Source organism: Mycobacterium sp. UM_11, assembly GCF_001414075.1.
In the GTDB taxonomy this organism is placed as follows: Bacteria; Actinomycetota; Actinomycetes; order Mycobacteriales; family Mycobacteriaceae; genus Mycobacterium.
This window is the reverse complement of the sequence record NZ_LATC01000027.1, coordinates 23,953-49,938: the sequence shown is the minus strand read 5'-3', so window position 1 is coordinate 49,938 and position 25,986 is coordinate 23,953. Positions and strand designations below refer to the sequence as shown.

Here is a 25,986-nt window from a genome sequence, read left to right as displayed (position 1 = left end):
GGTGTAGGACTGCATCAGCCGTCTCCCCAGCTGTCCCAGAACGTGACCGTCTCCGCGGGCGGCCGCGCGGCCGGCCGGAAGTCGGTGCCGACGGTGTAGGCGACCGGGAACAGCGCGGCCTGCGTGACCGTGTCCGGAATGCCAAGCAGCTCGGCCACTTCCCGCTCCTTGGCCAGGTGCATCGTCGTCCACACCGATCCCAGGCCACGGGACCGCAGGGCCAGCAGGAAGCTCCAGCCGGCCGGGATGATCGACGCCCAGGCCGACGCGGCGATCAACAGGTTGGAGTTGTCGATGCGGTTCGCCAGGCACGGGATGACGTGGACGGGAACCTTGCCCAGCGTGTCGGTGAGGCTCAGGGCACTCGCGTACACCCGCTGCGTTTGCGGGTCGGACGCCTCCTTGGCGGCGTAGGCCAGGTACTCGGCGCCGACGCTGCGGTAGATCTCGGCGATGGCGGCGCGCTTGTCGGCGTCGGTGATCACCAACCAGCGCCAGTCCTGGGTGTTGCTGGCGGTGGGCGCCTGCATCGCGAGCCGGATGCATTCGAGGATCACGTCGCGGCCGACCGGCCGGTCCAAGTCGAGGCGCTTGCGCACCGAGCGGGTGGTGCTCAGCAGTTCGTCGACCGTGGCTAGGTCCATCCGGCGTTCCTCACTAGAGATCGATTGCGCACGACTGATCGACACCCAGGACGCTCAACGAGCGCCCCAGGCCCAAAAACACCGCCACGCACAGCGTGAGGTCGAGGATCTCGGGGTCGGAGAACGACTCGCGGAGCCGCCCGAAGAAGGCGTCGTCCAGCGACGCATGGTCGGTCGCGAACCGCTCGGCGAATTCGATCGCGAGCCGCTGACGCGGCGTGTAGCCGGGGTAGGTGGCGTACGCGGCGACGTTGTCGTACAGCTCCGGCGCGACGCCGGCGTCCAGCACGGACTGGGCCCGGAACCCGGAGCACGCCGCGCAGTCGTTGATCTGCGCGATGCGCATCCTGGCGAGCTCGCGCTCGTCGGCCGGCAGAACGCTCTGCTGGTATGCGCCGCGGATCATCCGCTCCACCATGTCGCCCAGTTGCGGCCGCAGCGTCCAGATCATGGCGGCTTCGCCGCCCGGGCCATCCGGCACGTTGAGACGGGCCATCGGCGACTCCTGCCCGGTGAGGTAATTACTGAGTCGAGCAAACCATTTCGCCACCCGACTGTCCAGGGCGCAGTGGCGCCGCCGTAGACCCGGCCACGCGTTCGGAGTTACCGTCTCGACGTGCTGTTCATGCACGAGGTGCACAAGGTGCGCGGCCGCTGCGAAGACGACTTCGAGTCCGCGTTCCGGCGGGGCTGGCTGCCCATGCTCGCCGCCGGTGACGACGCGCGGCTGCTCTGGTATGCCGACCATGCCCAGGGCAGCGGTCCGTCCTACACGGTCGTGACCGTCACCGCCGTCAGGGACGGAACGGCGTGGGAACGCCTGGCGCTCCGGGTGCAACGCGGCGACCTGCAGTCGTGGATGCGTGAGCTGGACGAGCTGCGCTACGACGTCGAGGCGAAGCTGCTCGCACCGCTGCCGTGGTCGCCGCTGCAGGACATGCCGTGGGCGGACGTGCCGGTCGACGGGCGGGAGCACGAACTCAGCCTGTACATGGAAGACACCATGTGGCCGTACCCGGACAAGTTCGAGGAGTACATCGAACGCAGCGGCGACGTGTACGCCCAAAGCCTGCAGCGGCCGTCGTCAATGCTGTTGATCCAGGCGGCTTTTCAGCCCGCGCTCGGCAGCCACCTGCACCGCGAGGTCGTCCTGATGCAGCGCATTCAGCGGCCCGAGCAATTGCTCGAACTGCTGAAGACCCCGATTCCGCCTGAATACCGCGCCCCGGGCACCTGGATGCACGACGCGCTGCACCTGCGGGACCAGTGGACCAGCCGGCTGCTGCGCACCTCCGCGTGGTCACCCCTGTACTGAGCCGGCGATGAATATTTCAACGATGCTCGAGGCGGCCGCGACGGGCGATCCCGCCCGCGTCGCGCTCATCGTCGACGGGCGGTCGATCGGTTACGGCGAGCTGGCGGCGACCGTGCGCCGGTGCGCCGCCGGCCTGGCCGACCGCGGCGTGACGCCCGGCCAGCGCGTCGCGGTGGTCGACGGCGGGAGCGTGCTCTCGATCGCGACGGTGCTGGGGGCGGCCCGCATCGGCGCGGCGGCCGCGCTGATGAACCCGGCGCTGACACCGATTGAGTTGCACGGGCTTTTGACGGGTGCGGGGTGTGGCGAGGTGGCCGTCGCGGGGGAGCCGTACGCCGACCGGGTCCGCGACGCCGGTGCGCCGACGGTGGTGACGGGCGCCGAGCTGCTGGGCGGCGTCGGCCCCTCGGCGCCGCCCGCGCTCGACGTCGAGGGCGATGCCGTGGTCCTGTTCACCAGCGGCACAACGGGATTGCCGAAGGCCGTCGCGATCAGCGACCGGCAGCTGGCCAGGCGGATCGAGGGGATGGCGGCGCCGTTCCGGGCCGACGCCAAACCCTCGGTGGGCATGATGTGCGTTCCGTTCTTCCATGTCGGCGGCTCGCTGGGAATATTGGGCAGCCTCTACTCGGGCAACACGTCGGTGATACAGCAGCGATTTGACGCCGGCGACTGGTTGCGCCTGGTGTCAGAACATCGGGTGACCACCACGTTCCTGGTCCCCACGATGTTGCAGCGCATCCTCGACCATCCCGGCTTCGCCGACGCCGATTTGTCCTCACTGATCGCCGTCGCGTACGGGGCGGCGGCCGCGCCGGTCGAGCTGGTGCGCCGGGCGATGGCCGCCCTCCCGCACGTGGCTTTCGCGAACGTGTTCGGCCAGACCGAGACCCTCGGCGCGTACACGACGCTGCTACCGGCCGATCACCGCGATCCCGCCCGGGCCGGATCCGTGGGCAGGCCCCTGCCCGGGGTCGACGTGCGCGTCGTGGACCCGGAGACCGGGGAAGACGTCGACACCGGAGCGGTCGGCGAGTTGTGGGTGAATACCACCCAGAACGTCACCGAGGGCTGGCTGCGCACCGGTGACCTCGCCCGCCGGGATTCCGACGGCTACATCTTCCCCAGCGGGCGGCTCAGCGACACCATCAATCGTGGGGGCGAGAAGTTCGGGCCGATCGAAGTCGAGGAAGCGCTTCGTTCACACCCGTCGGTGCGTGACGCCGCGGTCGCCGGAATCGCCGACGACGAACTCGGGCAGCGGGTGGGGGCGGCGGTGGTCACCAGCGGCCCGGTGACCCTCGAACAGCTGCGAACGCACTGTCGTGAGTCGATCGCCTACTTCAAGCTGCCCGAGCGGCTGGCGATCGTCGACGACATCCCCTACAGCTCGACCGGCAAGGTCAACCGTCGCCGGCTGGCCGCGCTGATCGCCGAACAGGCTTGACCGCAAGGAGTTTCGATGCTTTTCCTTCACGAGACGCACAAGGTGGTCGGCGCCCGGCAGGACGAATTCGAGGCCGCCTACCGCGAGGGCTGGATGCCGACGCTGGCCGAGGGGGACGACGCCCGACTGCTCTGGTACACCAATCACGCCCACGGGTCCGGGCTGTCCTACAACGTGGTCACCATCACCGGCGTCGTGGACGGCGCGGCCTGGGAAAGGCTCGCGCGCCGGACACAAGGCGGCGACCTGCGGCCCTGGATGCGTGAGCTGGACAACCTGCGCCACGAGGTGACGGGCAAGCTCCTGCTTCCCGTCGACTGGTCACCGCTGCAAACGGTGGACCTGGCCACGGTGCCCACCGACGGTGCGACCCACCAGCTGAGCCTGTTCATGGAAGACACCGGCTGGCCCGACGCCGCGCTCGATGACTACATCCGGATGTGGGACGAGATCTATTACCGGCTGCTGTCCAAAGCCCCGAAAGAGCGGCGGATCCTCGATATCCAGGCGTGCTTTCAGGTCGCGCACGGCAGTCACCGCCGACGAGAAGCGATGCTGTGGCAGAAGATCGAGGACTTCAACAACTACGCCGCGCTGGTCCACCTGCTGACCACCGAGACGGCGCCCGAGCACCGGCGGCCCGGCAGCTACATGGTCGAGGCGCTGAAATACCGCGATCAGTGGGAAAGCCGCCTGCTGCGAACGTCGGACTGGTCACCGCTGTACTGAGGCCGGTCGGTTGAGGATCCGGGCGGCCTGCTCGACCATGTCGGCCATGATGTCGGCCGCCGGCCGGACCTGCCGCAGCAGCCCCACCCCTTCGCTGACGAGAATGGCGGCGGTATCGAAATCCTCTGCGGCGACTGCCTTTTCGTAGGCGGCCACCGCTTCGGGCAGCGCGGAAGAAAGCCGGTCCTCGTTGCCGTGCCAGGTGCCGAGGAAGGTGTTGCCCAGCGCCCGCGCGTTGTAGCCGGCGGGCCAATCGAGCCGCCGGACCAGGTCAAAGGCGCGGGTGCGGAAGGTGTCGTCGCCGCTGGCCGCCAGCGCCCGCTCGTGGGCGCGGGACGACACCAACGCCTCCGGGGAGGCCCAGAACCTGGTGCCCACCAGGGCGCCGTCGGCGCCGAGCGCCAGCGCCGCCGCCAGCCCCCGGCCGTCGGTGACCCCGCCCGCCGCCAGCACGAGCGTGCACGGTGAGCGTGCGGCGACGAGGTCGGCGACGTCGGGCACCAGCGTGAAGGTGGAGCGCGCGGTCATGCCGTGCCCACCGGCCTCGCCGCCCTGGGCCACGATGACGTCCGCGCCGGCGTCCAGGGCCTGGCGCGCATGGTCGAGCGTCTGCGCCTGCGCGATGAGGGGGGTGCCGTCGGCGCGAATGCGGTCGGCGAACGGCTGCAGCTCGCCGAATGACAGCATGATCGCGGCGGGCCGCCGTTGCAGAGCCGCCTCGAGCAGCTCGGGTTGGCGGGCCAGGCTCCAGGTGATGAACCCGCATCCGACCGCCGCCCCCGCGGCCCGGTCGAATTCGCGTCCCAACCAATCGGAATCGCCGTAACCGCCGCCGATGAGGCCCAGGCCGCCGGCCGACGTCACCGCCGCCGCCAGGCGCCCTCCGGAGATGCCCGCCATCGGGGCGAGCACCACCGGGTACCGGACACCGAAAAATTTGGTCAGCCGAGTGTCCAGGGTCATGTCAGCTCCCCGGTGAGGAACTGCGCCCGGCCGTGGCCGAAAGACCAATCCTCGTCGGTGTTTTCGGTGATCGAGACGATGAGATCGGCCGGGTCGAGCTGGCATCGTTCCGCCAGATTGGTCGCCAGCAGCTCGAAGAACTTCTCCTTCATCACCCGTGTGCGGCGCCGGCTCACCATGTGCACGATCACCTGGCGCGCCGAACGGGTCATGCCCAATCCGGTGTCCAGCGCGACGATTTCGTGGGCGGGGTGGGTGCGCACCACCTGGTAGCGGTCGCGCGGCGGCACGCCGAACGCGTCGACGACGGACTCGTGAACGGCGTCGAGCAACGCCCGCACCTCCGACGGCGTGCGGCCCTCGACGAGGTCGATGTACAGCAGTGGCATCTTGTCTCCTCTGATCTATCTCCTGGCTTCGACGGTAGGTCCGCCCAGGTCGGCTGTGAAATGCCCGCTGTCATCGATCTATGCTTCTCGGGCATGGGCGCGTTGGACGGTGGCCGAGTCGAGCTGCGCCACCTTCGGGCGTTCGAGGCGGTGGCGCGGCTCAAGTCGTTCACCCAGGCCGCCGACGAACTCCGCATCACCCAACCGGCGCTCAGCCGCACCATCCGCCAACTGGAGGACGCGCTCGGCGCGACGCTCGTGGATCGCAGTTCGCGGCACGTCGAGACCACCCGGGCCGGCCGGGCGTTCCTCCATGACATCGAGCGGATCCTCGCGGAGCTGGAACTTGCGGTCGGCGCCGTGCGCCGGCAGGCGAGCATCGGCCTCGGATTCAGCTGGTTGCTGCCCGACCCGTGGGCGCAGGACACCGTCGCCCGTTTCGAACGAACCACCGGGGCGCGGGTCAGGTTGGTCCGCACCGACGATGCGCTGAGCGCCGTGCAACAGGGCAAGGTCGACGTCGCCGTCGTCCGCGGGCACGTGACGTCGACCGCCGTGCGGGTGGTGCACCTCTTCGACGAGTCCCGGGTGGCCGTGTGTTCGGTGCACTCACCGCTGGCCGGCCGATCGGAGTTGGACTGGGCCCAGGTCCCGCGCTGGCCGCTGGTCGTCAACACCGCCAGCGGCACCACCGGGCCCTGGTCGTGGCCCCCCGGCGAGGGGCCGGAAACCATCGTGGAGACAACCAATTTCGACGAGTGGCTCGAATCCGTCGCGGCGGATCGCGGCATCGGTGTGATCCCCGACGTCGCCGTTCGCCGCAACATTCACCCCGGCGTCCGGTTCGTCGCTTTGCGCGGAGCGCCCGTGAGCCCGGTGGCCCTGGCGTTTCTGCCGCGCGCTCACAACGCCGTGCTGCGCCGCTTCGTCGAAGCGGCCGTCGCGAGCGCGCAGAACGCTTGACCGTGTGCTCAAGGTTTGCGCATTCGACGGGTCAGGCGAGCGGCGCCAAACCCGAGCGCAGCACCTGCAGGCTGGATGCCACGAGTTCGCCGAGGTCGCCGGCGCAGCCGTTGCGGCCCCAATTCTCCACCGCCACAACGAGGCCGGCCGCCAGGGCCGAGCCCGCGACTTCGGCGAGCAGGTCGACGTTCGCCACGTCCGGGTTGCGGGCCCGGACGAAGTCGGTCAGCACTCGGGCGAACGACGCCTGCACCACCCGCAGATGGCCCTCGATCCGGTCGGCACTGATCAACTCCGCACGGGCGGTCGCGGCCTGGCGGACCACTTCGAGGTCGTGCGGGAAGGCCGCCACGCTCGCCAGCACTGCGTCGAAGAGTGACTCGGAGGCGGGGCGGCCGGCGAGCGCCTCGGCCAGCCATTCCAGCTGCGTCTCGTAGTCCTGGAACAGCACCGCTTCCTTGGTGGGGAAGTGGCGGAAGAAGGTCCGCTCGGTGACGCCGGCCTCCCGGGCCAGCTCGGTCACGGTGACATTGGTAAAGCCCTTGCGCGCAAAGCTTTTCAATGCCGCCCGGCGCAGCGCCTCGTGCGTCGATCGGCGGCGTAGCTCATGGCGGTTCGTCGGCGCGGTCATCCCACCGGAATGGTATCCCAGGCCAACAGTCAGGACCGACATCTTCCAATTATGTCAGTACTGACATATTCTTGTCACGCGCCGACCCGAGGGAGGAAGCCATGCCGGACTATGACGCGATCGTCGTGGGAGCGGGCCACAACGGATTGACCGCCGCCGCGATCCTGCAGCGCGCGGGCCTGCGGACCCTGTGCCTGGAAGCCAACACCTATGCGGGCGGCATGGCGGCGACCGTCGAGCTCATCGACGGCTTCCGCTACGAAATCGCCGGCTCCGTCCAGTTCCCGACCGCCAGCCAGATCACCAAGGATCTGGGGCTGGACACCCTGCCCACGGTTGAGCCGGAGGTGATGTCCACCAACATCGGCGACCACGGCGAGGAGCCGATGATCTTCTACCGCGACCCGATGCAGCTGATGACGCACCTGGGCTCCAAGCACGGCATGGAAGCCGTCACCGGCATGGCCGAATTGATCGGGTGGAGCCAGGGGCCCGCAAAGGCGTTGGGCCGCTTCGATGTCCGCACGCCGCCCAAGACCATCGACGAGATGTATGCCTGCGCGGCCAACGACGCCGAGCGGCGGGCCATTCACGAAATGCTGTTCGGATCGGCGATGGACGTCATCGACCGCTACCTGCCCGACAAGGACAAGCACGCGGTGATGCGCGGAATGCTCGCGTTCCTGGCCATCAACTCGACCTACCGGGGGCCCTACACGCCGGGCAGCGCCACCTGCCTGGCCTTCGCCCTGGCCGTGCCCGACGACAGCACGGCCATGATGACCAAGCTCAAAGGCGGCATCGGCGCGCTCACCGAGCACCTGCGCGAGCTGTTCGTCTCCCACGGCGGTGAGATCCGCTACCGCGCGAAGGTGGAGCAGATCCTCGTCGACCACGGCGCGGTGACCGGCGTGCGGCTACGCGACGGATCGAGCATCACCGCCCCGATCGTGATCTCCAACCTCGCGCCCGATCTGACGCTGACCGAACTGATCGCGTCGGAACATGTTCCGGCGGAGCTGGTCTCGCGGCTATCCGGACGCGACCACCGGGCTTCCTTCGTCCAGATCCACTTCGCCCTTGACGGGCTGCCCGAATTCGCCCCGCCGTATGAGTTCTTGAACGAGGAAGGCATGCAGCAGTCGGTCGGCATCTTCGGCGATCCGGAAGAGCAACAGCTGCACTGGGAGAATTGCCGCCGGGGCATCGTGCCGGACAACCCGTCGATGGGCATGCAGATCCCGTCCGTGCACGACCCGGGCATGGCTCCGCCCGGCAAGCACGCGGCCAGCGCGTACGCCTACGCCTTCCCGGTCGAAGTCGACCGCCAGGAGCACGGCCGGCTCAAGAACGAGATGGCGGGGCGCGTTATCGACAAGATCACCCGGCTGGCCCCGAACTTCAAGGACATCGTCATCCGGCACATCACGTTTGCGCCCTACCACATGAACACGATGTTCGGCGCGCCCGCCGGCGACTTCTGCCACGGCCTGCTGCATCCGGACCTGATGGGCCCGAACAGGCCGGGGCCCAAGGGATTTCTCGACTTCCCGATTCCCATCGAGGGCCTCTACCTCGGCGGCGCGGGATGTCATGGCGGTCCGGGTATCACGTTTACCCCCGGCTACAACGCCGGCTATCAGGCGCTCGAGGACATGGCCTAGAACCTTCAGCCTCCAAAGGTTCCGGTGAGTCGCGCCTGCGCGGTCGCCGCGCCCGCGATCGTCTGCTCCGCCTGCACGCCGGCCAGGCCGTCGGGCAACTGGTAGTCGTTGGGAAGCTGGTAGAGGGTGAACCGGTAGTGGTGCGTGCCGGTTCCCGCCGGCGGGCAGGGCCCCTTGTAGGCGGGCTGGCCGGCCGTGTTCGGCAGCGTGGTGGTCCCGGCCGGCGTCTGACCCTCGGCGGTGCTGCCCGCACCGGGAGCGATCCCGGTCACCACCCAGTGCACGTACAACCCGTTGACGGCATCCGGGTCGTCGACCACGAGCGCCGCCCCCAACGGCGCCGACCATGTCAGCGGCGGCGCCGTGTTCGCCCCTTTGCACGTGTACTGCACGGGAATCGGTGCGCCGTCGGCGAATGCCGGACTGCTGATGGTCAGCGGGCCGCCGGCGGGCGCGGCCGGGACGGTCCGCCCAAGGGTCGTCACCTTCGGCGTCGAGGGCGCCGTCACCCGGCTGTCACCGTGGCCGCCGCAGGCGGCCACCGCGCCGAGCACCACCAGCCCGCCGACCGCCGACGCGACTTGTTGAAACCTGTTCATACCGAACAGTGTGGCCCGCGCGGCGGCGGTCGGGAAGCGCCGCCGCTAACTGCCGCGCTTCTTGACTTCGAGCACCCTTTTGCGCAGCCCGTCGGTCGCCGTGTCCATCAGCCCCTTGGACCCTCGCTTGACGAGGAACCCGGGCACCGGCACGGTGAGATCCACGGTCAGCTCGAAGTGGACCCGGGTTGTGTCGCCATCGGGCTTCAGCGTGTAGCGACCCTCTTGTGCGCGTTGCTGTTTGGAGCTCACCAGCGTCCAGCCCACGCCGTCGTCCTCGACGGAGTAGTCGAGCACCTGCTCGTCGCTGACCCCGACGATCTTGACGACCTGCCGCGATTTGCTGGGATGCCCCTGATCGTCCCGCTCGAGGATTTCGACCTTCTTGTGAAAGGACGACCACTCGGGCAGCGACTCGATGTCGAAGAGCACGTCCATGATCTCGTCGGGCGTCGCCTCGATGACGACGTCGCGGGAGTCGGTGATAGCCATGGGGGAAAGATAACCGCTACGGGGCCGATGAAAACTCGCGCGAAGTCACGGCACCAGGACCACCTTGCCGACGTTCTCCCGCGCGGCCAGGATGCGATGCGCCTCCGGCGCGTCTTCGAACGGCACCGCCGCATGCACGACGGGCGCGATGGTCCCGTCGTCGAGCGCCTCGGTCAGCGGCGTGATCCAGGGCTCGAGCGTGCCGCGGTCGTCCCACAGCCGCAGCATGTTGAGGCCGATGACGGCCTTGGAGTCCGAGAGTTGGTCGATCAGGTTGAACCCGCGCAGCATCGCCAGCGCGTGCGGCGCGGCCGCCCGCAGGGAGCGCCTTTCGCCATGCTGCAGGTTGGACACCCCGTATCCCACCAGCCTTCCGCCGGGGCGCAGCAGATCGTAGGACCGCCGCAGCGACGTGCCGCCCAGCGCGTCGAGCACCAGGTCGTAGGGCTCGAGGCCCCGCCACCAACCGTCGCGGCGGTAGTCGATCGCGCGGTCCACCCCGAGCTCGGCGAGCTTGCGATGCTTGGCGGGCGACGCGGTGCCGTGCACCTCGGCGCCGGCGGCCTTCGCGAACTGGACGGCCGCGATGCCCACGCCGCCGGCGGCGGCATGCACCAGCACGCGCTCACCCGCGCGCAGCGACCCGTAACCGTGCAGGGCCGCCCACGCGGTCGCGTAGTTGACCGGCACGGCGGCGCCCTGTTCGAAGCTCATCGCCGTGGGCAGCGGCACCGAGTCGCTCGCGGCCACGTTGACAACCTCGGCGTAACCGCCGAATCGGGTGCCCGCCAGCACCCGCTCGCCCACGCGGCCGGCATCCACACCGTCGCCGACGGCCTCCACCGTCCCGGCTACCTCATAGCCGACCACGGCCGGCAGCTTCGGCGCGTCGGGGTACATCCCGACGCGGGCGAGGTGATCGGCGAAGTTCACCCCCGCGGCGCGCACCGCGACCCGCAGCTGTCCCGGGCCCGGCGGCGGGGGATCCGGCCGCTGCCGGACTTGCAGCACCGACGGATCACCGCGTTTGGTGATGACGACTGCGCGCACCGCCAGCTCCTCTCGCCGCTCAGACCATCCTGGTGTCGTCCACTATGTCGGCCATTCGGGGCGTGTCAACCGTTCCGCCCGGCGTCACCGCCGAGCGGCTAGGTTTCAGGATGTGCATATCGCCTGGGAGCGGTTGACGGCCACCGTGCATCGGTGCCGGCTGCGGTTCTGCGATGTCACCGTCGGCCTGGTGTGGGGGCGCACCGGGGTGATGCTGATCGACAGCGGCACCACCCTCGCCGAGGCCGCCGCGATCGACGCCGACGTGCGGCGGCTCACCGGCCGCCCGGTCAGCCATATCGTCCTGACGCACAAGCACTTTGACCACGTGCTGGGCTCCGCGCTGTTCACCGACGCCGACGTCTATTGCGCGCCCGAGGTGGTCGAATACCTAACGTCGGGTACCGACCGGATGCGCGAGCACGCGTTGCAATACGGCGCCGACGCCGCGGCACTCGACCGCACGATCGCGGCCCTGCGGCCCCCACGCCACGGGGTTTATGACGCGGCGATCGACCTCGGCGACCGCACCGTGACGGTCGCCCACCCTGGCCGCGGCCACACCACCTCGGACCTGGTGGTGATCGCTCCGGGCGGGGACGCCGACCCGGACGTGGTGTTCACCGGCGACCTGATCGAGGAGTCCGCCGACCCCTTCATCGACGCGGACTCGGATCTGACGGCCTGGCCGGCCACCCTCGATCGGCTGCTCGCGATCGGCGGACCCGATGCCCGCTACGTGCCGGGGCACGGCAACGTCGTCGACGCGGGATTCGTCCGGCGCCAGCGGGATTGGCTGGCCCACCGGGCGGCCGCCGAACCGGGCTAAGTGCGGGTCCCCGTGCAGGCGGCAACCAGCGCGTCCGGGTCGGTGACACTGACGCACAACGCGCGCAGCGACACCGTTCGGCCCACGGCCTTCGCCTCCACCGGAGGCTCAATCGTCAGGGTCACCAAGCCTTTACCGGACCCGTTGACCAGCCAGCGGCCCTTCGCGTAGTGCACGCCCATGGTCAGCACTTTGTCCTGCGCCGGCGCGGCGCTGGTGATAGACGCCAGGGGAATGTGGGCGTCGAAGGCCCAGCCCATTTTCACGTGCAGGGTTCCCGCCTCCACCCGTAGCTCGCTGCGCTTCGGGCCCAGCCCGACGGGAACCGACAGGGGAAGGTACCACCGCTCATACCGCAATTCTGTGGGCACGGCGATACCCTACACCGAGTTTGCTGGGCGCGCTGGGTTTTCTTTGCATTCCCGCGACGGCCGACCCGGAGCGACGACCGCGTTGGTTTCGAAACCCTTTGGGCACCAGGCACATCGACGCCAAAGCCCGGGCCATCGGCCCCCACGCTCGGCCTGGCCGCGCGCGGAGGGTTATGTGTGCCGCAGCGGGCCGGGGCCCCGGCGATCACGGTTTCGGCACGGGTCTTTCGACCCCTGATTGAACGGTCATCCCCGGGGATAGACTCTCGGTCAGGGAAATCGTGCCGAACAGGAGCGTAAGGCCATGGCCATCATTGACACGGACACCGAAGTCCGGACATCGTTCGAAGACGAGCTCGCCGCCACGCAGCGGTACATCGACGGCCCGCGCTTCGCCGGCATCACCCGCCTGTACACGGCCCGCCAGGTAGTGGAGCAGCGCGGCACGATCCCCACCGACTACGCCGTTGCGCGCAACGCGGCGGTGGCCTTCTACGACCGGCTGCGCGAGCTGTTCGCCGCCAAGAAGAGCATCACCACCTTCGGCCCCTATTCGCCGGGCCAGGCGGTCGCCATGAAACGGATGGGCATCGAGGGCATCTATCTGGGCGGCTGGGCGACGTCGGCCAAGGGCTCCACCACCGAGGACCCCGGCCCCGACCTCGCCAGCTACCCGTTGAGCCAGGTGCCCGACGACGCCGCGGTCCTGGTGCGCGCCCTGCTGACCGCCGACCGCAATCAGCAGTACCTGCGGCTGCAGATGAACGACCGCCAGCGCGCGACCACCCCCCAGTACGACTACCGGCCGTTCATCATCGCCGACGCGGACACCGGCCACGGCGGTGACCCGCACGTGCGCAACCTGATTCGCCGCTTCGTCGAGGTCGGCGTGGCCGGCTACCACATCGAGGACCAGCGGCCCGGCACCAAGAAGTGCGGCCACCAGGGCGGCAAGGTGCTGGTGCCTTCCGACGAACAGATCAAGCGCCTCAACGCGGCCCGATTCCAGCTCGACGTGATGAAGGTTCCCGGCATCATCGTCGCGCGCACCGACGCCGAGGCGGCCAACCTCATCGACAGTCGCGCCGATGAGCGCGACCAACCGTTCCTGTTGGGCGCCACGAACCTCAACATCCCGTCCTACAAGGGCTGCTTCCTGGCCCTGGTGCGGCGCTTCTACGAGTTGGGCGTCAAGGAACTGAACGGCCACCTGCTCTACGCCCTGGCCGAAAGCGAGTACAGCCTGGCCAACGCGTGGCTCGAGCGCCAGGGCATCATGGCCCTGGTCACCGAGGCCGTCACCCAGTGGCGTGACGACGGCCAGAATTCCATCGACGACCTTTTCGACCAGGTGGAGTCGCGGTTCGTCGCGGCCTGGGAGGACGACGCGGGCCTGATGACCTACGGCGAGGCCGTGGCCGAGGTGCTCTCGTTCGACGACCGGGACGACGAGCCGCCGAGCATGACTCCCGACGAGTGGACGCAGTTCGCGGCGCACGCGTCGCTGTACGCCGCGCGGGAGAAGGCCAAGGAGCTGGGCGTCGACCCGCCGTGGGACCCGGAGCTGTCCAAGACCCCGGAGGGCTACTACCAGATCCGCGGCGGGATTCCCTACGCGATCGCCAAATCGCTTGCGGTCGCGCCGTTCGCCGACATCCTCTGGATGGAGACGAAGACCGCCGACCTCGCCGACGCGCGCCAGTTCGCCGAGGCGATCCACGCCGAATTCCCCGACCAGATGCTCGCCTACAACCTTTCGCCGTCGTTCAACTGGGACACCACCGGGATGACGGACGAGGAGATGAAGCGCTTCCCCGAGGAGCTCGGCAAGATGGGCTTCGTCTTCAACTTCATCACCTATGGCGGTCACCAGATCGACGGCGTCGCCGCCGAGGAGTTCGCCACGTCGCTGCAGCAGGACGGCATGCTGGCGCTCGCTCGGCTGCAGCGCAAGATGCGCCTGGTCGAGTCGCCGTACCGGACCCCGCAGACCCTGGTCGGCGGGCCGCGCAGCGACGCCGCGCTGGCCGCTTCGTCGGGCCGCACCGCGACCACCAAGGCGATGGGCAAGGGCTCGACCCAGCACCAGCACCTCGCGCAGACCGAGGTGCCCAAGAAGCTGCTGGAGGAGTGGCTGGCGCTGTGGAGCGACAACTACCACCTGGGCGAGAAGCTGCGCGTGACCCTGCGGCCCCGCCGCGCCGGTTCGGACGTTCTCGAGCTCGGGATCTATGGCAACGGCGACGAGCAGCTGGCCAACGTGGTGGTCGATCCGATCAAGGACCGCCACGGCCGCAGCATCCTGCAGGTGCGTGACCAGAACACCTTCGCCGAGAAGCTACGCCAGAAGCGGCTGATGACGCTCATCCACCTCTGGCTGGTGCACCGGTTCAAGGCCGACGCGGTCTACTACGTCACGCCTACCGAGGACAACCTGTATCAGACCGAGAAGATGAAGTCGCACGGCATCTTCAGCGAGGTCTATCAGGAGGTCGGCGAGATCATCGTCGCCGAAGTGAACAAGCCCCGCATCGCCGAACTGCTGACACCGGACAGGGTGGCGCTGCGGAAGTTGATCACCAAGGAGGCCTAGGGCGCGGCGGCCCGTTCGCTTTCGGGATAAGAGCGGCACGCGTCCGCGCGTCCCGGCCCGGCATCGGGGTGCGCTGTCCAATTTACGAATAAGAAAATTTCTTACCAGGCGATTTCGGCGGAATCCCGCATAGCAACAGTTGTCCGAGGATACGATTTGGCTCGCCGATGGTCCATTAGCCCGAGATGGGCCATCGGCCCTCAACGCGCCGCGGTCCGCCGCTCTTTCTCCTACCTTCGAATGACCACCCACGCCGCTCGACCGTAGTCGGAAAACTCTTGCTTGTAGCAATAGTTGCACAGGTGTAGCATTGTGTTACACGCGCGCCACTTCGTCCGACGCGCTCGAGGAAAAGGAGCGGCTGATGAAAACTCGAATCACTACGGCGGTTGCCGCGCTCGGCGGGATGGCAGCGGTGACCTTGGCGCTCGGCTTCGGCGGGGTGCCGGTTGGCCCGACGGGCGGCGCGGCGGCACCGGCGACGCACTCGTCGTCCGGAATCGCGCCGGCGCACGCCGCGGCCGGCGTCCACCAGGCCACCCTTGCCGGCTGCGTGTCCGGGCTCGACTGCTAGTCGAATCGCTTTCCGATGGCCCATCCCGGTGATGGGCCATCGGCGTTTGTATCGGCGGAAATCCCCACTCCGCAATCCCCGTTTGCCCGGGCGTGCGCCCGGGTAAGGAGAAGTGAACCACTTGCACAGGCGCAAGCGGGGATTGGGGATTGCGATGAGATCGGCAGCCAGGACCTCGTTCGCGCTGTTCGGCGGCGCGGCCATGCTCGTGTTCGCCGTCGGTTGCGGCGGCGGCAGCAAGGGACCGAACAGCAGCACGACCACCACCCCGACGACCACGCCCACGTCGAGCGTGGCTCCGTCCACACCCGGTGGTGGCGGCGGCACCCCCGGCGGCCCCACGGGTGGCGGCGGGCCCGGCGGTGGCGGCGGCGATGTCCCCGGCGGCCCGACCGGCGGTGGCGGCCCGGGCGGCGGGGGCGGCACCATCCCCGGCGGCCCCACGGGCGGCGGCGGCCCGGGCGGCGGGGGCGGCACCATCCCCGGCGTCGGGGGTGGCGGCGGCGGCCCGGGGGGTGGCGGCGGGTGCGTCGGCAACGTGTGCGGCGGCTACTGACATCCCGCGCTAGCGCACCACAACAAACCAAGGCTTGCTACCCAAGTCGGCGGGGCCGGGAGCACCTGGCCCCGCCGGCTGAAAGCCTCTCGCCCATCGAGCGTTCTCACGTGACGGCCTAGGCCGGGCACCGCATTCGGGTTATGGTTCTGGCCAACTCCGATGCAAGGGGAAACTCGATGTCGAAGCTCAGGTTTGGATACTTCATCGCGCCGTTCCACCGGGCCGGCACCAATCCGACGCTCGCATTGCAGCGCGACCTCGCTTTCATCGAGCACCTCGACGCCCTCGGTTTCGACGAGGTTTGGATGGGCGAGCACCATTCGGCCGGCAGCGAGATCATCAGTTCGCCGGAGGTGTTCATCGCCGCCGCGGCCGAACGCGCCAAGCGGATTCGCTTTGGCACCGGGGTCATTTCGCTCTCGTACCACAACCCGCTCTGGGTTGCCGACCGGCTGATGCTGCTGGATCACCTCACCCATGGCCGCATCATCGGTGGCGTGGGGCCGGGTTCGCTTCCCAGCGACTCCGCCATGATTGGGCTCACCCCCACGGACACGCGCGAGCTGCTGGAAACGAATCTCGACATCGTCGTGCGGCTACTGGCCGGGGAGACGGTGAGCGCGAAGACGGCCACGCACCAACTGTTCGACGCCAAGTTGCAGCTGGCGCCCTACTCGGATGGCGGGATCCCGCTGTCGGTCGCCGCGGTCGCGTCGCCGACCGGCGCGCGGCTGGCCGGCAAGCACGGCATCGGCCTGCTGTCCATCGGCGCGACGCTGACCGTCGAGGGCTTCAACGCCCTCTCGTACCACTGGGGCATCGTCGAGGAGCGCGCGGCGGCCTTCGGCACCCGGGTCGACCGTTCCAACTGGAGCCTGGTGGGTTTGTTCCACCTCGCCGAAACCGAAAAGCAGGCCCGCGAAGAGGTGAAGTTCGGCATCGAGCCGTGGTTCCGGTACTTCCAGAAGGTGGCCGCCTTCCCACAGATGACGATGCCGGGCGAGCAGCTCGACGAGATGATCGACGTCATCAACGAAAACGGGGCCGGTGTGATCGGCACGCCCGAACGCGCGCGGGAGCAGGTGCAGCGGCTGTGGGATCAATCCGGCGGGTTCGGCTGCATGCTGCAGATGGGCCACGAGTGGGCCAACCCGGCCGCCACCCGGCGGTCGGCCGAATTGTTTGCCGCCGAGGTGATGCCGCATTTCCAGGGCCAGGCGCAGCCAACCCTGGATGCCGCCGCGCGTGCGGGGCAGGCCCGGGACAGCCTGGCGCAATCGCAGTTGGACGCCGTCGCGCACATGACCAAGAAATATCAGGACGAGGTCGAGTCCAAGTAGCGACCGCTTCATAGTCGAGCGATAGCCGCTTCCCAGCTGTTAGCTAGATTCTCGGCGCACAACTGAGGGATGACCAGCACCGCTGACCACCGGCTCCGAATGGTGCAACTCGCTTTCGCGGGCGCCGCCATCGTCGGAACTCTCGCCTTGTTCGGCGCGGGGCACGAATCAGTGCGCCCGACGGACGTGGCGGTGTCGCCCCAGACACCGCCAAACCTTCTCGGCGGCAACGGCTTTGCCGCCGATGACGACGACGACCAGGCCCAGCTGCAGCAGCAACTCAATCAGCAACAGCTGCAACAGTCGATGCAGCAGGCCGAACAACAGAACGAACAGGCCCAGCAGCAGTTCGAGCAGAGCATGCAGCAGGCTCAGCTAACCGAGCAGCAGGCCAACAACCCCTAGACCCTGCCGGCGGGCGTGGCGGCCGCGCGGTGCGGCCATCATGCGCCTGCCCGGCTCGATTCGCGCTCGGCCGTCTTGACCAACCGGTCGGCGAAGTACCGCACCGCACCGCCCATGGCGGCTCGCATCAGCGGACCGGTCCCGCGCACTCCCTCGGTGAACGAGCCGGTCCAGTGCAGGTCGGTGCCGCCCGCGGGGTTCGGCGTGAGGACCACCTCACTGACGTAGTCCTTCACGGGATTCGACGGCGCGATGAGTTTGTACACGTGCCGGCGGTCCTGTTCGTACTCGACGGTTTCCTCCTGCACGAGCACCGGCCACATGCCCAGTTTGCGAACCGCCCCGATCCCGCCGGGCGCCGGATCGCCCTGCCGCGCCCAACTCGAGTGAACGACGATGGGTTTGGCCCACTTCGACCAGTTGGCGCCGTCGGTCACGAGCCGGAACAGCGTCGCGGCGGGCGCCGTGCTGGTGCGGTTGACCTCGAATGAGAACGTTCTTCCTGACATGACCAACTCCCCGGAAAATTCATCGGCGACCCTGCATGCCGCTCGCGCGTAGGCTACAGCTCACCGCCCAACCCACCCGGCGGGGGTTCACCCGAAGCGCCGACTGGACCGCGGGGAATGCCTACAATCAGCGCATGCGACGGCCGATCTCGCTATTTGCCGTCCTGTTGTCGCTCAGCGGCTGTGGCGGCCACGGTGCCACCGGCGCAAGCCCCACCACGGATCGCACCGCCGCCAAGGTCAGAAGTCAACGCGTGCTCGACGACGCTGTCGGCGCAAGCGTGCCGGGATGCTCGGCAGCCGTGGGCATTCGGGGAAAGGTCGTCTGGACGGGTGTGCGCGGTGTTGCGGACACGTCGACGGAGGCGGCCATCACCCCGGACACCGTGTTCGACATCGCCTCGGTGTCAAAGCAATTCACCGCGGGCGCCGTCCTGCTGCTGGTGGACGCCGGCAGCCTGGCGCTCGATGATCCACTCTCGCGGCACGCGCCGGAGTTGCCTGCGTGGGCGCGGTCGGTCAGCCTCGGACAGTTGATGCACCAGACCAGCGGGATCCCCGATTACGTCGGGCTGCTGGAGGCGCAGGGGTTCCAGGCCGGCGACCGAACCACCGAGGAGCAGGCGCTGCAGGCACTCGCCGCGGTGACCGCACTGGAATTCGACCCGGGCTCGCGATTCGAATACTCCAACTCCAACTACCTGCTGCTCGGCGAGATCGTCCACCGGGTAGCGCGGCAACCGCTATCGCAAGTCCTCACCGAAAAATTCTTCCGGCCCCTGGGCGTGGGCATGGTCGTCGATCCGACCGGGCCGATTCGCGGCAAGGCCGTCGGCTACGAGAAGGGCGGCGAGGCGATCGCGTCTGGCTGGGAGCAGGTCGGCGACGGCGGAATTCAGACAACTCCGAGCCAACTCGTGGTCTGGGCGGACAATTATCGGACCGGCCGAGTCGGTGGACCCGCGCTGCTGAACGCCCAACTGGCTGGAGCGGTACCGACCCAAAAGGGCGGCGGTGACCGCTACGGGGCGGGAATCTACCTGCTGGCCGACGGCACGCTGGACCACGACGGTGATTGGGGCGGCTTCGTCAGCGCATTCCGGGTCAGCAAGGACCGGTCCACCTCGGTGGCCGTCAGCTGCAACACCGACAAGCAAGACCCGGAGGCCCTCGCCGACGCGTTGCAAAAGCTCTGGGCGTAGCCCGCGAATTCGATTCCGGATCAACGCCTTCGGGCGCAACGTGCCGATGATCACCTTCGCGTCCGCGCCGGTTGCCGGGCCGGTTTCCTACAGTGGGTCCATGGAGATCGGCCCCCGACAGCAGACCCCCGGCTTGCTTGACATCGAGGACTGCCTGGATGCCGAGGGCAACGTCATGCCGCCGCCGGACGTCACGCTGATCTCGCTCGTCGACCGCAACATCGCGAACGTCGGCGACGCGGTGGCGTACCGCTTTCTGGACTACAGCCGCGGGGAGGAGGGGCGTGTCCAGGAGGTGACGTGGAACCAGTTCGGTGTCCGGCTGGAGGCCATCGGCGCGGGTGTCCAACGCGTCGCCGGCCGCGGCGAGCGGGTCGCGGTCCTGGCGCCGCCGAGCCTCGACTACGTGATGGGTTTCTACGCGGCGATCAAGGCGGGAACCGTCGCGGTGCCGCTGTTCGCGCCGGAGTTGCCCGGGCACGCGGAACGTCTGAACACGGCGCTGCGTGATTCGCAACCGACGGCGGTCTTGACGACGACGGCGGCACGGGGCGCCGTCGAGGACTTTCTGGGCACGCTGCCGCACTTGCAACGGCCGCGGGTCATCGTCATCGACGAGATACCCGACTCGGCACGAAAATCGTTCGCGCCCACCGAGTTATGCCACGACGACGTTTCCCACCTGCAATACACCTCGGGCTCGACGCGACCACCGGTCGGCGTTGAGATCACGCACCGGGCGGTGGGCACCAACCTCGTGCAGATGATCCTTTCGATCGACCTGCTCGACCGCAACACCCACGGTGTGAGCTGGTTGCCGCTCTACCACGACATGGGCCTGTCGATGATCGGCTTCCCGGCGGTCTACGGGGGACACTCCACGCTGATGTCGCCCGCCGCGTTCGTCCGCAGGCCGCAACGCTGGATCAAGGCGCTGTCGGCCGAGGCGGGCCGCGCCGTCACCGCCGCGCCCAACTTCGCCTACGAATGGACGGCCCAGCGGGGCCTGCCCGCGCCCGGCGACGACGTCGACCTGAGCAACGTGGTGCTGATCATCGGCTCCGAACCGGTCAGCATCGGGGCGATCAACACCTTCAACGACGCGTTCGCCCCCTACGGGTTACCGCCGACGGCGTTCAAGCCGTCCTACGGCATCGCGGAGGCGACCCTGTTCGTCGCGACCATCGCGCCCGCGGCCGAGGCGACCCCCGCCTACTTCGATCGCGACGAGCTGGGCGCCGGTCGCGCGGTGCGGGTCGCGGCGGACGCGCCCGGGGCGGTGCCGCAGGTGTCCTGCGGTCAGGTGGCCCGCAGCGAATGGGCCGTCATCGTCGACCCGGACACCGGGGCCGAACTTCCCGACGGCCGCGTCGGCGAGATCTGGCTGCAGGGCAACAACGTCGGCCGCGGCTACTGGGGGCTGCCCGACGACACCCGGCGGGCGTTCGGCGCCCGGCTGCGGTCCCACCTGGCCGAGGGCAGCCACGCCGGGGGTTCGACCCTCGAGGGCGCGTGGCTGCGGACGGGGGACCTGGGCACCTATCTGGACGGCGAGCTGTACGTCACGGGCCGGATCGCCGACATGGTCAGCGTCGACGGCCGCAACCACTACCCACAGGACATCGAGGCCACCGTCGCCGAAGCCTCGGGGATTGTCCGCCGCGGGTATGTGACCGCCTTCGCCGTGCCGGCCGGGAACACCGGTCGGCAACTGGTGATTGTCGCCGAGCGGGCGGCGGGCACCAGCCGCGTCGACCCCGGGCCGGCCATCGAGGCCATCCGTGCCGCGGTCCTGCGCCGCCACGGCGTGCCGGTCGCGGACGTGCGCTTGCTGCCGGCCGGCGCCATTCCCCGCACCACCAGCGGCAAGCTGGCGCGCCGGGCCTGCCGCGCCGAGTACCTGAGCCGCGACCTGGCGCACTGACCCGGACGGCCCGAAAAGCGTTGCGCGTCGCCGCGCCTGGCTTAGTCTCCATTCGGAGGCGACGATGGTGCTCAAGGTTGCGGTGGCGGCCGACCTGATCGGCGGCGATGTGGACGCCGGGTACGGGAAGGTCGCGGACGCCTTTCGCGCCAATTTCCGCGACGGCGCGGAAGTGGGTGCGGCCCTGGCGGTCTACCGCGACGGTGTCAAGGTCGTCGACCTGTGGGGCGGCTACCGCAACGGCGTGGCCAAGCAACCGTGGCGGCCCGACACGATGGTCAACATGTTCTCCACGACCAAAGGGGTCGCCGCCCTGGTCATCGCCGTCGCCGTGTCCCGCGGACTGCTCTCCTACGACGCCAGGGTGGCCGACTACTGGCCGGAATTCGCGCAGGCGGGCAAGGGTGAGGTCACCGTCCGCCAGCTCCTGGGGCACCAGGCCGGGCTGTGCGCGCTCAAACCGAAGCCGACGCTGGCCGACGTCGCCGACCCCGAGAAGCTGTCGCCGATCCTGGCGGCCCAAGCGCCGGCGTGGCCACCGGGCGCCCGGCACGGTTACCACGCGATCACGCTCGGCTGGTACGAATCGGAACTGATCCGGCGGACCGACCCGGCCGGCCGCACGCTGGGCCGCTTTATGGCCGACGAGATCGTCCGCCCGCTGGGGCTCGACCTGCACATCGGGCTGCCGGATTCGGTGGACCGGCAGCGGGTCGCGCACGTCCACAACTGGGTGCGCGCGGAAACGCTACTGCACCTCAACGTGATGCCGCCGGGATTCGTGGGCGCCTCGCTCAACCCGGTCGGCCTGACGGCGCGCGCTATCGCCGTCCCGCGCGGCGTCAACGCGTTCAACGGCGACTACAACCGCGACGACGTGCGGGCCGTGGAGATCCCGTCGGCCAACGGCATCGGCACGGCCCGGTCGGTGGCGCGCATGTACGGCAGCGCGGCCACCGGGGGAGCGGAGCTCGGCCTCACCGCCGAGACGGTCGGCGCGCTGGCGGCGCCGGCGCCCTCACCGAGCCGCGGCGTTCGCGACAAGGTGATGAACGTGGACGTGGCGTATTCGCTCGGCCTCTGTAAGCCCGTGCCGCACTTCGCATTCGGCTCCTCTGGCGCCGCCTTCGGAACACCCGGCTTCGGCGGATCGTTCGGCTGTGCCGACCCCGACACCGGCGTCGGGTTCGCCTACGTCATGAACCGGCTCGGGTTTCACCTGTGGAGCGACCCGCGCGAACTCGCGGTGCGGCAGGCGCTGTTCCGCGATGTGCTCGGGGTGCGACCGCAGACATGACCGCGCGCCGACGCTCGACGGCCTGCGCTGGTGGCATCCTGGCCGTGTGGGTTTGCTCATCCGGTTGGCGGAGCTGTTGATCGTCGTCCTGCCCCTGGTGGGCGCGACCGTCGCCGCGGTGCGCGCGTTCGGCGCCAACCGGCGACGGGCGGAGCAACCGCCAGAGACCGACCGCGCGGAACCCCGACCGGACACCGGCGACAACCACGTCGCCCAGTGGCGGTCGCTGCGCCGGATCCTCGAGGAGCACCGCCGCACCGACGCGCGCTGGCTCGAGTACGAACTCGACGTCGCCAAGCTCCTCGACTTTCCGCTCATGACCGACATGCGCGACCCGCTGACGGTCGCCTTCCACAAGGCCAAGCTCCGGGCCGACCTGCTGCGCCCGGTCAAGGCCGAGGACCTGCTCGACGACAGGGAAGCCGCCGCGCAATACCTGTCCGCCGTCGAGGATTACGTGACCGCCTTCAACGCCGCCGAGACCGAGGCGACGCGCAAGCGCCGCAGCGACTTCTCCCACGCCGATCAGCAGCGAATCGCGCGGGCCCAGAGCCTGTTGCGGGTCGCGTCGGACCCGGCCGCCGCGCCGCAGGAGCGCCGGCACGCCTATGACTTGGCGCGTCAGGAACTCGAGGGCCTCGTGGTCTTGCCGGCAACGATGCAAGCGGCGATCGAACGGGGGATCTCCGGGGAGCTGGAGGGTTGAGCGCGGCGGGCGACGGCCTCGCCGGGTTTCCGATCACTCCACCACCCCTGCGCGGCCCGGTGACCTTCGACCAGTACTGGCGCGACCTCACCTTCATCCACTGGCCGGTGCGGCCCGACACCGTCGAACCGCTGTACCCACCCGGCACCCGCCCCGACGTGTTCGACGGCATGACCTATGTCGGGCTGATCCCGTTTGCGATGGGCCACACGAAAGTCGGCTCGGCGCTGCGACTTCCGTACTTCGGTAGCTTTCCGGAGACCAACGTGCGGCTGTATTCGGTCGACGACTCCGGCCGCCACGGCGTGTTGTTCCGGTCGCTGGAAACGGCCCGGCTGGCCGTCGTGCCGGTGATCCGGGGCGCGCTGGGCGTGCCGTACAACTGGGCGCGGATGCGGACCAACCGGTACGGCGACCGCGTCACCTACCGCAGCGTGCGCCGCTGGCCCCACCGCGGCCTGCGCAGCCGGATCGAGGTCGCCGTCGGCGCCCGGGTGGAACCGACACCGCTGGAGGTGTGGCTCACCGCCCGATGGGGCGCGCACACCCGCAAGGCCGGCCGGACCTGGTGGATACCGAACGAGCACGCGACGTGGCCGTTGCACGCGGCCGACATCGTCGAGCTGGACGACGAGCTGGTGGCCGCCAGCATGGTGCGGCCCGCCGGCCAGCGGTTGCGGGCGCTTTTCTCGCCCGGCGTGCGAACCCGGTTCGGCCGCCCCAGCGTCGTGCGCTACGGGCAGGCGTAGCCGCCGTCGATCACGACGTCCGAACCGGTCATGTAGCTGGAGGCCGCGCTGGCCAGGTAGAGGTAGAGACCGGCGAGCTCCTCGGGCCGGCCCATCCGCCCGAGCGGTACCTTCGGCTCCCACAGGCGGTGGTATTCGGTGAGCGGCTCCACCAGTTCGGTGCGAATGTAACCCGGGCTGACGCTGTTGACCCTGATGTTGTGCGGCGCGAACTCCACGGCCATGGCCCTCGTCAGGTGGATCACCGCCGCTTTCGACGCGCAGTAGTGGCCCACTTGCTGCGGGATGTTGATGATGTGGCCCGACATCGAGGCGGTGGTGATGATGGCGCCGCCCTGCCCCTGCCGGACCATCGCCCTGGCCGCCGCTTGCGCGCTCAGGAAAACGCCTGTGACGTTGGTCTTTTGGATCCGCTCGAACTCTTCCAGCGGCATGTCCAGCATCCCGTTCACGGGGATGATGCCGGCGTTGCAGACCGCGATGTCCACGCCGCCCAACTCCGCGGTCACCCAGTCCAGCATCGCGGTCACCTGGTCGGGCTGGGTCACGTCGCAGCCGATCGGCACCACCCGGCCCGCACCGTCCGGCGCGATCTCGCGGGCCACCCGTTCCAAGTCGTCGGTGCGCCGCGCCGCAATGGCCACGTCGGCGCCCGCCTGCAGGTAGGCCCGCGCCACCACCTTGCCGATGCCGCTGGATGCGCCAGTTACCAGCGCCCGCTTGCCGCGCAGATCGAACAATTCCAAGACGTTCATGCGATATCCCTTTTCAGACGAGCCTCCGTCAACCGGAACACGTTCTAGTGTGTCCGCCATGGGCAAATACACCAGGGCAGAAATCGAGCAAGCCGTCGAGAACTACACGCGGGTCGTGGAGGGCTGCAGCGCATCGGGCGATTGGCGGCCGTTCGCCGATCTCTTCACCGAGGATGTCGTCTACACCGAACATCACTACGGAGTGTTCCACGGCCGCGAGGCCGTGCGGGACTGGATCGTCGCCGTGATGGCGCCGTTCCCGCACATGCGATTTCCGTCCGACTGGACCGCCTACGACGAGGACAACGACGCCGTCGTCGTGATGATCAAGAACCTGCTCGACCACCCGACGGATCCGAACGGCGAACCGTTCTGGTTCCCGAACTGGACCCGGCTGGTCTACGCCGGCGACGGCTTGTTCTCCAGCGAGGAGGACATCTACAACCCCAACCGCGACGCGCCGGGTGTGGTGGCCGCCTGGCTGCAGGCCGGCGGTCGGTTGGAGTCCGACGAGATCCTGCAGCCGGGCGCCTGAACCCCCGGGACTAGACGGACGCCGGCTGGCGTCCGCGTCGCCGCGACCGCACGGCCGCCAGCGCCTGCTCCCACGCCAGCATCGTGGCGGCCTTCATGTTGGCCGGCTTCATGCTGTCCCTGGACAGCAGCGCGGTGGCCGCGGCCTTGGTGGTCGCCGACGCCTTCGACAGGTGGCCGGAGTCAAACGGCGGCTGGGGGTCGTATTCGATCGCCAGCTGGATCGCCTTGGCGCGGCCTTCCCCGCCCATCTCGCCGGCCAGCCACAGCGCGAGGTCGAGGCCCGCCGACACCCCCGCGCAGGTTACGACGTTGTCCTGGTGCACGATTCGCTCGTCGCCCACCGGGACGGCGCCGAACGCCTTGAGCGCCGGAATGGTCAGCCAGTGCGACGTGGCGCGCCGCCCGGCCAGCAGGCCGGCCGCCGCCAGGATCACCGACCCGGAGCACACCGACGTCGTCCACCGGGCGGTGCGATGCGCCTGCCGCAGCCAGTCCAGCAGCGCGTCATCACGGGCATGCACCGGGGTGGACGGGCCGCCCGGCACGAGAATCACGTCGGGCGAAGGGGTTTCGGCCAGCGAATGGGTCGCCCCGATCACCAGCACGCCGGAGTCGGCGGTGATCGGCCCCGCCTGGTGCCAGACGAACCGAACCTCGGTGTCGGGCAGGTTGCGCAGGACCTCGTACGGGCCGATCATGTCGAGCGCGGTGAATCCCGGATAGGCCACGATCGCGATCTGGGTCATGGTG

The 25,986-nt window shown here is 69.1% G+C and carries 29 protein-coding genes; 17 read left to right on the top strand and 12 right to left on the bottom strand.

Going from position 1 to position 25,986, the window contains the following annotated elements:
- Positions 1–14: 14 nt before the first annotated feature.
- Positions 15–644 carry a nitroreductase family protein gene (locus WU80_RS09655; protein ID WP_055402327.1) on the bottom strand — a complete coding sequence of 210 codons (630 nt, stop codon included), beginning with the start codon at positions 642–644 and terminating at the stop codon, positions 15–17.
- Positions 645–657: 13 nt separating this feature from the next.
- A complete protein-coding gene (locus tag WU80_RS09650) occupies positions 658–1,140 on the bottom strand; it encodes a carboxymuconolactone decarboxylase family protein (protein WP_055402325.1) in 483 nt (160 codons plus the stop codon).
- 129 nt (positions 1,141–1,269) lie between these two features.
- On the opposite strand from WU80_RS09650, the gene WU80_RS09645 reads away from it, so the two are divergent.
- Genes WU80_RS09645 through WU80_RS09635 form a run of 3 tightly spaced genes read left to right on the top strand, consistent with a single transcriptional unit; the run spans position 1,270 to position 4,135 of the window.
- Positions 1,270–1,959 carry a hypothetical protein gene (locus WU80_RS09645; protein WP_231633789.1) on the top strand — a complete coding sequence of 230 codons (690 nt, stop codon included), beginning with the start codon at positions 1,270–1,272 and terminating at the stop codon, positions 1,957–1,959.
- A gap of 7 nt (positions 1,960–1,966) precedes the next feature.
- A complete protein-coding gene (locus tag WU80_RS09640; RefSeq protein ID WP_055402320.1) occupies positions 1,967–3,406 on the top strand; it encodes a class I adenylate-forming enzyme family protein in 1,440 nt (479 codons plus the stop codon).
- Between the two features lie 15 nt (positions 3,407–3,421).
- The gene (locus WU80_RS09635) at positions 3,422–4,135 is read left to right on the top strand and encodes a hypothetical protein (protein WP_055402318.1); all 714 of its coding nucleotides are present in this window, start codon (positions 3,422–3,424) and stop codon (positions 4,133–4,135) included.
- Here the strand turns inward: WU80_RS09635 and WU80_RS09630 are convergent.
- Positions 4,121–5,098 carry a nitronate monooxygenase family protein gene (locus WU80_RS09630; protein WP_055402316.1) on the bottom strand — a complete coding sequence of 326 codons (978 nt, stop codon included), beginning with the start codon at positions 5,096–5,098 and terminating at the stop codon, positions 4,121–4,123. The genes WU80_RS09635 and WU80_RS09630 overlap by 15 nt on opposite strands.
- A complete protein-coding gene (locus WU80_RS09625) occupies positions 5,095–5,487 on the bottom strand; it encodes a tautomerase family protein (protein ID WP_055402314.1) in 393 nt (130 codons plus the stop codon). Before WU80_RS09625 ends, WU80_RS09630 begins: the two co-directional genes overlap by 4 nt.
- Positions 5,488–5,580: 93 nt before the next feature.
- On the opposite strand from WU80_RS09625, the gene WU80_RS09620 reads away from it, so the two are divergent.
- Positions 5,581–6,450 (top strand): LysR family transcriptional regulator, encoded by an 870-nt coding sequence (locus WU80_RS09620; protein WP_055402312.1) that lies wholly within the window; start codon positions 5,581–5,583, stop codon positions 6,448–6,450.
- A 31-nt stretch (positions 6,451–6,481) separates the two neighbouring features.
- Here the strand turns inward: WU80_RS09620 and WU80_RS09615 are convergent, their stop codons facing one another.
- Positions 6,482–7,081, bottom strand: a complete 600-nt coding sequence (locus WU80_RS09615; protein WP_055402310.1) for a TetR/AcrR family transcriptional regulator — start codon at positions 7,079–7,081, stop codon at positions 6,482–6,484.
- Between the two features lie 101 nt (positions 7,082–7,182).
- Here WU80_RS09615 and WU80_RS09610 point away from each other — a divergent pair, with 101 nt between their 5' ends.
- Entirely contained in the window at positions 7,183–8,745 is a 1,563-nt protein-coding gene (locus WU80_RS09610; protein WP_055402308.1) for an NAD(P)/FAD-dependent oxidoreductase, read from the top strand.
- Between the two features lie 5 nt (positions 8,746–8,750).
- Here WU80_RS09610 and WU80_RS09605 read toward each other — a convergent pair whose 3' ends face one another.
- Genes WU80_RS09605 through WU80_RS09595 form a run of 3 tightly spaced genes read right to left on the bottom strand, consistent with a single transcriptional unit; the run spans position 8,751 to position 10,886 of the window.
- Positions 8,751–9,344, bottom strand: a complete 594-nt coding sequence (locus WU80_RS09605) for a YbhB/YbcL family Raf kinase inhibitor-like protein (protein ID WP_055402307.1) — start codon at positions 9,342–9,344, stop codon at positions 8,751–8,753.
- Positions 9,345–9,389: 45 nt separating this feature from the next.
- Positions 9,390–9,836: an SRPBCC family protein gene (locus tag WU80_RS09600; protein WP_055402305.1), complete on the bottom strand. Its 447-nt coding sequence runs from the start codon at positions 9,834–9,836 to the stop codon at positions 9,390–9,392.
- 45 nt (positions 9,837–9,881) lie between these two features.
- Positions 9,882–10,886 (bottom strand): medium chain dehydrogenase/reductase family protein, encoded by a 1,005-nt coding sequence (locus WU80_RS09595; protein ID WP_055402303.1) that lies wholly within the window; start codon positions 10,884–10,886, stop codon positions 9,882–9,884.
- Between the two features lie 112 nt (positions 10,887–10,998).
- On the opposite strand from WU80_RS09595, the gene WU80_RS09590 reads away from it, so the two are divergent.
- Positions 10,999–11,715, top strand: a complete 717-nt coding sequence (locus WU80_RS09590; protein WP_055402301.1) for an MBL fold metallo-hydrolase — start codon at positions 10,999–11,001, stop codon at positions 11,713–11,715.
- On the opposite strand, the gene WU80_RS09585 is transcribed toward WU80_RS09590, so the two are convergent.
- Positions 11,712–12,086: a hypothetical protein gene (locus tag WU80_RS09585; RefSeq protein WP_055402299.1), complete on the bottom strand. Its 375-nt coding sequence runs from the start codon at positions 12,084–12,086 to the stop codon at positions 11,712–11,714. The two genes, WU80_RS09590 and WU80_RS09585, sit on opposite strands and share 4 nt — an antisense overlap.
- Positions 12,087–12,390: 304 nt before the next feature.
- Here WU80_RS09585 and aceA point away from each other — a divergent pair, with 304 nt between their 5' ends.
- The 5 genes from aceA to WU80_RS09560 all read left to right on the top strand — a co-directional run bounded on the left by aceA (position 12,391) and on the right by WU80_RS09560 (position 17,557).
- Positions 12,391–14,679: an isocitrate lyase ICL2 gene (aceA, locus tag WU80_RS09580; protein WP_055402297.1), complete on the top strand. Its 2,289-nt coding sequence runs from the start codon at positions 12,391–12,393 to the stop codon at positions 14,677–14,679.
- A gap of 364 nt (positions 14,680–15,043) precedes the next feature.
- A complete protein-coding gene (locus WU80_RS25805; RefSeq protein WP_156349504.1) occupies positions 15,044–15,253 on the top strand; it encodes a hypothetical protein in 210 nt (69 codons plus the stop codon).
- 154 nt (positions 15,254–15,407) lie between these two features.
- Positions 15,408–15,809: a hypothetical protein gene (locus tag WU80_RS25800; protein WP_055402293.1), complete on the top strand. Its 402-nt coding sequence runs from the start codon at positions 15,408–15,410 to the stop codon at positions 15,807–15,809.
- Positions 15,810–15,988: 179 nt separating this feature from the next.
- A complete protein-coding gene (locus WU80_RS09565) occupies positions 15,989–17,152 on the top strand; it encodes an LLM class flavin-dependent oxidoreductase (RefSeq protein WP_055402291.1) in 1,164 nt (387 codons plus the stop codon).
- Positions 17,153–17,221: 69 nt separating this feature from the next.
- Positions 17,222–17,557, top strand: a complete 336-nt coding sequence (locus WU80_RS09560) for a hypothetical protein (RefSeq protein ID WP_055402289.1) — start codon at positions 17,222–17,224, stop codon at positions 17,555–17,557.
- Between the two features lie 38 nt (positions 17,558–17,595).
- Here WU80_RS09560 and WU80_RS09555 read toward each other — a convergent pair whose 3' ends face one another.
- Entirely contained in the window at positions 17,596–18,066 is a 471-nt protein-coding gene (locus tag WU80_RS09555) for an SRPBCC family protein (RefSeq protein ID WP_055402287.1), read from the bottom strand.
- Positions 18,067–18,200: 134 nt separating this feature from the next.
- Here WU80_RS09555 and WU80_RS09550 point away from each other — a divergent pair, with 134 nt between their 5' ends.
- The 5 genes from WU80_RS09550 to WU80_RS09530 all read left to right on the top strand — a co-directional run bounded on the left by WU80_RS09550 (position 18,201) and on the right by WU80_RS09530 (position 23,944).
- The gene (locus WU80_RS09550; RefSeq protein ID WP_156349503.1) at positions 18,201–19,268 is read left to right on the top strand and encodes a serine hydrolase; all 1,068 of its coding nucleotides are present in this window, start codon (positions 18,201–18,203) and stop codon (positions 19,266–19,268) included.
- 100 nt (positions 19,269–19,368) lie between these two features.
- Complete coding sequence (locus WU80_RS09545) at positions 19,369–21,192, top strand: fatty acyl-AMP ligase (protein WP_055402342.1); 1,824 nt, start codon at positions 19,369–19,371, stop codon at positions 21,190–21,192.
- Positions 21,193–21,256: 64 nt separating this feature from the next.
- Positions 21,257–22,489: a serine hydrolase domain-containing protein gene (locus WU80_RS09540; protein WP_055402282.1), complete on the top strand. Its 1,233-nt coding sequence runs from the start codon at positions 21,257–21,259 to the stop codon at positions 22,487–22,489.
- 46 nt (positions 22,490–22,535) lie between these two features.
- Positions 22,536–23,195 carry a hypothetical protein gene (locus WU80_RS09535; RefSeq protein WP_055402280.1) on the top strand — a complete coding sequence of 220 codons (660 nt, stop codon included), beginning with the start codon at positions 22,536–22,538 and terminating at the stop codon, positions 23,193–23,195.
- Positions 23,192–23,944: a YqjF family protein gene (locus WU80_RS09530; protein ID WP_231633786.1), complete on the top strand. Its 753-nt coding sequence runs from the start codon at positions 23,192–23,194 to the stop codon at positions 23,942–23,944. The genes WU80_RS09535 and WU80_RS09530 overlap by 4 nt, the downstream gene beginning before the upstream one ends.
- Here the strand turns inward: WU80_RS09530 and WU80_RS09525 are convergent.
- Positions 23,929–24,699, bottom strand: a complete 771-nt coding sequence (locus WU80_RS09525) for an SDR family oxidoreductase (protein ID WP_055405750.1) — start codon at positions 24,697–24,699, stop codon at positions 23,929–23,931. The genes WU80_RS09530 and WU80_RS09525 overlap by 16 nt on opposite strands.
- A 58-nt stretch (positions 24,700–24,757) precedes the next feature.
- Between WU80_RS09525 and WU80_RS09520 the strand changes: the two genes are divergently transcribed.
- Positions 24,758–25,234 (top strand): nuclear transport factor 2 family protein, encoded by a 477-nt coding sequence (locus WU80_RS09520; protein WP_055402275.1) that lies wholly within the window; start codon positions 24,758–24,760, stop codon positions 25,232–25,234.
- Positions 25,235–25,244: 10 nt separating this feature from the next.
- Here WU80_RS09520 and WU80_RS09515 read toward each other — a convergent pair whose 3' ends face one another.
- Positions 25,245–25,982, bottom strand: a complete 738-nt coding sequence (locus WU80_RS09515; RefSeq protein WP_055402273.1) for a DJ-1/PfpI family protein — start codon at positions 25,980–25,982, stop codon at positions 25,245–25,247.
- Positions 25,983–25,986 lie beyond the last annotated feature (4 nt).

Excerpts from the sequence above, each read along its gene's own strand:
- WU80_RS09555 (WP_055402287.1), bottom strand. The coding sequence starts at position 18,066 with ATGTCAGGAAGAACGTTCTCATTCGAGGTCAACCGCACCAGCACGGCG.
- WU80_RS09625 (WP_055402314.1), bottom strand. The coding sequence starts at position 5,487 with ATGCCACTGCTGTACATCGACCTCGTCGAGGGCCGCACGCCGTCGGAG.
- WU80_RS09560 (WP_055402289.1), top strand. The coding sequence starts at position 17,222 with ATGACCAGCACCGCTGACCACCGGCTCCGAATGGTGCAACTCGCTTTC.
- WU80_RS09650 (WP_055402325.1), bottom strand. The coding sequence starts at position 1,140 with ATGGCCCGTCTCAACGTGCCGGATGGCCCGGGCGGCGAAGCCGCCATG.
- WU80_RS09635 (WP_055402318.1), top strand. The coding sequence starts at position 3,422 with ATGCTTTTCCTTCACGAGACGCACAAGGTGGTCGGCGCCCGGCAGGAC.
- WU80_RS09620 (WP_055402312.1), top strand. The coding sequence starts at position 5,581 with ATGGGCGCGTTGGACGGTGGCCGAGTCGAGCTGCGCCACCTTCGGGCG.
- WU80_RS09565 (WP_055402291.1), top strand. The coding sequence starts at position 15,989 with ATGTCGAAGCTCAGGTTTGGATACTTCATCGCGCCGTTCCACCGGGCC.
- WU80_RS09600 (WP_055402305.1), bottom strand. The coding sequence starts at position 9,836 with ATGGCTATCACCGACTCCCGCGACGTCGTCATCGAGGCGACGCCCGAC.
- WU80_RS09655 (WP_055402327.1), bottom strand. The coding sequence starts at position 644 with ATGGACCTAGCCACGGTCGACGAACTGCTGAGCACCACCCGCTCGGTG.
- WU80_RS25805 (WP_156349504.1), top strand. The coding sequence starts at position 15,044 with ATGAAAACTCGAATCACTACGGCGGTTGCCGCGCTCGGCGGGATGGCA.
- WU80_RS09610 (WP_055402308.1), top strand. The coding sequence starts at position 7,183 with ATGCCGGACTATGACGCGATCGTCGTGGGAGCGGGCCACAACGGATTG.
- WU80_RS09640 (WP_055402320.1), top strand. The coding sequence starts at position 1,967 with ATGAATATTTCAACGATGCTCGAGGCGGCCGCGACGGGCGATCCCGCC.
- aceA (WP_055402297.1), top strand. The coding sequence starts at position 12,391 with ATGGCCATCATTGACACGGACACCGAAGTCCGGACATCGTTCGAAGAC.
- WU80_RS09525 (WP_055405750.1), bottom strand. The coding sequence starts at position 24,699 with ATGAACGTCTTGGAATTGTTCGATCTGCGCGGCAAGCGGGCGCTGGTA.
- WU80_RS09630 (WP_055402316.1), bottom strand. The coding sequence starts at position 5,098 with ATGACCCTGGACACTCGGCTGACCAAATTTTTCGGTGTCCGGTACCCG.
- WU80_RS09615 (WP_055402310.1), bottom strand. The coding sequence starts at position 7,081 with ATGACCGCGCCGACGAACCGCCATGAGCTACGCCGCCGATCGACGCAC.
- WU80_RS09515 (WP_055402273.1), bottom strand. The coding sequence starts at position 25,982 with ATGACCCAGATCGCGATCGTGGCCTATCCGGGATTCACCGCGCTCGAC.
- WU80_RS09540 (WP_055402282.1), top strand. The coding sequence starts at position 21,257 with ATGGTGCTCAAGGTTGCGGTGGCGGCCGACCTGATCGGCGGCGATGTG.
- WU80_RS25800 (WP_055402293.1), top strand. The coding sequence starts at position 15,408 with ATGAGATCGGCAGCCAGGACCTCGTTCGCGCTGTTCGGCGGCGCGGCC.
- WU80_RS09520 (WP_055402275.1), top strand. The coding sequence starts at position 24,758 with ATGGGCAAATACACCAGGGCAGAAATCGAGCAAGCCGTCGAGAACTAC.
- WU80_RS09550 (WP_156349503.1), top strand. The coding sequence starts at position 18,201 with ATGCGACGGCCGATCTCGCTATTTGCCGTCCTGTTGTCGCTCAGCGGC.
- WU80_RS09605 (WP_055402307.1), bottom strand. The coding sequence starts at position 9,344 with ATGAACAGGTTTCAACAAGTCGCGTCGGCGGTCGGCGGGCTGGTGGTG.
- WU80_RS09645 (WP_231633789.1), top strand. The coding sequence starts at position 1,270 with ATGCACGAGGTGCACAAGGTGCGCGGCCGCTGCGAAGACGACTTCGAG.
- WU80_RS09545 (WP_055402342.1), top strand. The coding sequence starts at position 19,369 with ATGGAGATCGGCCCCCGACAGCAGACCCCCGGCTTGCTTGACATCGAG.